The sequence below is a fragment of the Oerskovia sp. NPDC060287 genome (assembly GCF_042726775.1).
In the GTDB taxonomy this organism is placed as follows: Bacteria; Actinomycetota; Actinomycetes; order Actinomycetales; family Cellulomonadaceae; genus Oerskovia; species Oerskovia merdavium.
Map to the genome: position 1 here is coordinate 1 of NZ_JBHXBO010000317.1, position 3,929 is coordinate 3,929.

General features: G+C 71.6%; 3 protein-coding genes. 1 reads left to right on the forward strand and 2 read right to left on the reverse strand.

The genetic code is table 11. The features are described from left to right. Nucleotides 1–32: 32 nt before the first annotated feature. A complete protein-coding gene (sucB, locus tag ACFWFR_RS18115) occupies nt 33–1,805 on the reverse strand; it encodes a 2-oxoglutarate dehydrogenase, E2 component, dihydrolipoamide succinyltransferase (protein ID WP_377623983.1) in 1,773 nt (590 codons plus the stop codon). A gap of 29 nt (nt 1,806–1,834) precedes the next feature. Next, the gene (lpdA, locus tag ACFWFR_RS18120) at nt 1,835–3,217 is read right to left on the reverse strand and encodes a dihydrolipoyl dehydrogenase (RefSeq protein ID WP_377617061.1); all 1,383 of its coding nucleotides are present in this window, start codon (nt 3,215–3,217) and stop codon (nt 1,835–1,837) included. Between the two features lie 292 nt (nt 3,218–3,509). Between lpdA and ACFWFR_RS18125 the strand changes: the two genes are divergently transcribed. Next, nucleotides 3,510–3,860 carry an oxidoreductase gene (locus ACFWFR_RS18125; RefSeq protein WP_377617060.1) on the forward strand — a complete coding sequence of 117 codons (351 nt, stop codon included), beginning with the start codon at nt 3,510–3,512 and terminating at the stop codon, nt 3,858–3,860. Nucleotides 3,861–3,929: the final 69 nt, after the last annotated feature.

The following is a 3,929-nucleotide window of genomic DNA, read 5'->3' on the forward strand; positions in this document are numbered from 1 at the left end:
CGTCCGTGGTGGGGCTCAGCGAGCTCCGAGGGTCAGAGACCGACCTCGGACTCGAAGGCGCCCTCCTCGATGCGGTTCTTGATCGCACCCAGGAAGCGGGCTGCATCCGCGCCGTCGACCAGGCGGTGGTCGTACGACAGGAAGATGTAGCTCATCGAACGGATCGCGATCGACTCGTTGCCGTCCGCGTCGGTCACGACGACCGGGCGCTTGACGATCGTGCCCGTGCCCAGGATCGCGACCTGGCCGCCGGGGACGATCGGCGTGTCGATCAGCGCGCCACCGGAACCGGTGTTCGTGATCGTGAACGTCGCGCCACCCAGCTCGTCCGGCCCGATCTTGTTGATGCGGGTGCGGCCGGCGAGGTCCGCGATCTTGCGGGCGATCCCGGCGAGGTTGAGGTCACCGGCGTCCTTGATGACCGGCACGACCAGGCCGCGCTCGGTGTCGACCGCGATGCCGACGTTCTCCTGCGGGTGGTAGACGACCGAGTCGCCGTCGATGCTCGCGTTGATCTTCGGGTAGGCCTTGAGGGCCTCGACCGCGGCGAGCGTGAAGAACGGCAGGAACGTGAGGTTGGCACCCTCGCGAGCCTTGAAGTCGTTCTTGGCCTTGGCACGCAGCTTGGCGACCTTGGTCACGTCGACCTCGACCACCGTGGTGAGCTGGGCCTGGGTCTGCAGGGCCTCGACCATGCGCGTCGCGACGAGCTTGCGCAGGCGCGACATCTTCTCGGTGGTCCCGCGCAGGGGCGAGACGGCCGGGACGCTGGGGGCCTTGGGCGCGGTGCCCGACGGCGCGGCAGCGGCAGGTGCAGGAGTCGCCTTGGCAGCCTCCGCCTTGGCGGCCGCCTCGAGGACGTCCTCCTTGCGGATGCGGCCACCGACGCCGGTGCCCGTGAGGGACGCGACGTCGACACCCTTCTCCGCAGCGAGCTTGCGCACGAGCGGGGTCAGGTAGGAGCCGCCGGTCGCGCCCGAGGTGGCACGCGAGGCAGGGGCCGCGGGGGCGGCAGGAGCTGCTGCGGCGGGGGCCGCAGCAGGCGCGGCTGCGGGAGCCGGAGCCGGAGCGGGCGCGGGCGCGGGTGCCGGCGCTGCAGGAGCGGCCGGTGCCGGGGCAGCCGGTGCGGGTGCCGGTGCTGCGGCGGGGGCCGGAGCTGCTGCTGCCGGGGCAGGAGCCGCAGCGCCCGACCCGACGATCGCGAGCACGGTGCCGACCTCGACGGTCTCGTCCTCCTGGACGAGGATCTGCTGGACGGTGCCGGCCACGGGGGACGGGACCTCGGTGTCGACCTTGTCGGTCGAGACCTCGAGCAGGGGCTCGTCGATCTCGACGGTCTCGCCGACGGCCTTGAGCCAGCGGGTGACGGTGCCCTCGGTCACGGACTCACCGAGCGCGGGGAGCTTGATCTCCTCGCCACCGGAGGCGGCGGGGGCCTCGGCGGCCGGCGCCGGTGCGGCGGGGGCCTCGGGGGCGGGAGCGGCGGTCGGGGCGGGCGCGGCCGCCGGGGCCGGAGCCTCGGCGGCGGGAGCGGCCGGTGCCTCGGGAGCAGCCGGGGCTGCGCCTGCTCCGGAACCGATCACGGCGAGGTCGGTGCCGACCTCGACGGTCTCGTCCTCCTGGACGAGGATCTGCTCGAGCACGCCGGCGAACGGCGAGGGGATCTCGGTGTCGACCTTGTCGGTCGAGACCTCGAGCAGGGGCTCGTCGATCTCGACGCTCTCGCCGACGGCCTTGAGCCAGCGGGTGACGGTTCCCTCGGTGACGGACTCGCCCAGTGCGGGCATCTGCACGTTGTCAGACATGACCTCTCGGGTCTCCTTCGATCGTTGGGTCAGTTGTGGGCGTGCAGCGGCTTGCCGGCGAGGGCCAGGTGGGCCTCTCCGAGAGCCTCGTTCTGCGTGGGGTGCGCGTGGACCAGGGCGGCGACGTCCTCGGGGTACGCCTCCCAGTTCACGATGAGCTGGCCTTCGCCGATGAGCTCGCCGACGCGCGCGCCGACCATGTGCACACCGACGACGGGGCCGTCCTTCTGGCGGACGAGCTTGACGAAGCCCGTGGTCCCGAGGATCTTGCTCTTGCCGTTGCCGGCAAGGTTGTACTCGAGCGTCTCGACGCCGTCGGCACCGTGCAGCTCCTTGGCCTTGGCCTCGGTCAGGCCGACCGACGCGACCTCGGGCTCGCAGTACGTCACGCGGGGGATGCCCGACTCGACGATCGGCGTCGGGTTCAGGCCCGCGATCTGCTCGGCCACGAAGATCCCCTGGGCGAACCCGCGGTGCGCGAGCTGGAGCCCGGGGACGATGTCGCCGGCCGCGTAGATGTTGCCGACGCCCGTGTGCAGGCGTTCGTCGACGATCACGAAGCCGCGGTCCATGGTGATGCCCTGCGCCTCGTAGCCCAGGTCCGCGGTGCGGGGACCGCGGCCGACGGCGACCAGGAGGAGGTCCGCGTCGAACGTCTTGCCGGACTCGAGGGTCACGTGCACGCCCGAGTCGTCCTGGGTCACGCCCGAGAACCGGTCGCCCAGCGTGAAGCCGATGCTGCGCTTGCGGAACGCGCGCTCGAGGGCCTTCGACAGCGACTCGTCCTCGTTGGGGACGAGGTGCGGGAGGGCCTCGATGATCTGCACGTCGGCGCCGAACGACTTCCAGACGCTCGCGAACTCGACACCGATCACGCCGCCGCCCAGGACGATCGCGCTCTTGGGCACGTAGTCCAGGTTCAGTGCCTGGTCGGACGTGATGACGCGGCCGCCGATCTCCAGGCCGGGGAGCGAGCGGGCGTAGGAACCCGTGGCGAGCACGACGTTCCTGCCCGTGTAGCGCTGGCCCGCGACCTCGACCGTGTCCGCGGCGACGAGCGTGCCGTGGCCCTCGATCACCGTGATCTTGCGCGACTTGATGAGGCCCTGCAGGCCCTTGTACAGACCGGCGATGACGCCGTCCTTGTACGCGTTCACGCCGTTCATGTCGATGCCCTGCAGCTGGCTCAGGACGCCGTACGCGCTGCCCTCGCGGGCGTTGTCGGCGAGCTCGGCGGCGTGCAGCAGGGCCTTCGTCGGGATGCAGCCGTTGTGCAGGCAGGTCCCGCCCAGCTTGTGCGCCTCGACGAGGGCGACGTCGAGGCCGAGCTCGGCGGCGCGCAGCGCCGTGGCGTAACCGCCGCTGCCTCCGCCCAGGACGACGACGTCGAAAGGTGTGCCGGTCTCGGCCACGTGCAGCTCCTTAGGGGCATACGAAAAGAGGGAGAGCAAAGTTCTTGTGACATCTTGGCACTTTGGGCACCCGTACCCCAATCGGAACGCACGGTCGGTGGTGTGACGCTCAAGACAGGTGCGGACGGGAACGACGAGGGCCGGGGACTCGCCGTCGGGCCCTCGGGTGGTCGGCGGACCGACGCAGGCAGGCGGTGCGCGCAGGCCGCCAGGCGACACCGCCGTCCGCGACACGAACCCGGCCGACGGACGATCTCAGGCCCGCTCCAGGGAGAGCAAGTACTCTGCCTCCATGTCCAGGCTGTCCCAGCTCTTCTCCCGCAAGCCCGCGAACGGTTCCGCGTCGCCGGGGGCCACCGGCTCGCCGTCCGCCGCAGACCAGCGACGGGCCACGGTCGAGCACCTGGCCGAGTTCGCGCGCACCCGGGTCGGCGTCGAGGCGTACATCGAGCCACCGACGAACGACACGCCCACGACCCTCATGCTGATCGCGACCACGGGGGAGTGGACGCGACGCCGGGTCCCCGACGCCAGGACCGCGCGCAAGCTCGCCGAGCAGCTCGAGCTCCCGGTCTACGACGTGAACTTCACGGGCTACCCGCAGCGCATGCGCGACTGGAACTCCAGGCAACGTCGGCGCTGAGCGCCCGGGCGGGCCGCGCGGCCCGGCCCGGATCCTGACGCAGCACAGGGCGGGCGCGACCTCGAGGTC

Bases quoted from the DNA above. Each gene is read 5' to 3' on its own strand.
- ACFWFR_RS18125 (WP_377617060.1), top strand. From the start codon at position 3,510: ATGTCCAGGCTGTCCCAGCTCTTCTCCCGCAAGCCCGCGAACGGTTCC.
- sucB (WP_377623983.1), bottom strand. From the start codon at position 1,805: ATGTCTGACAACGTGCAGATGCCCGCACTGGGCGAGTCCGTCACCGAG.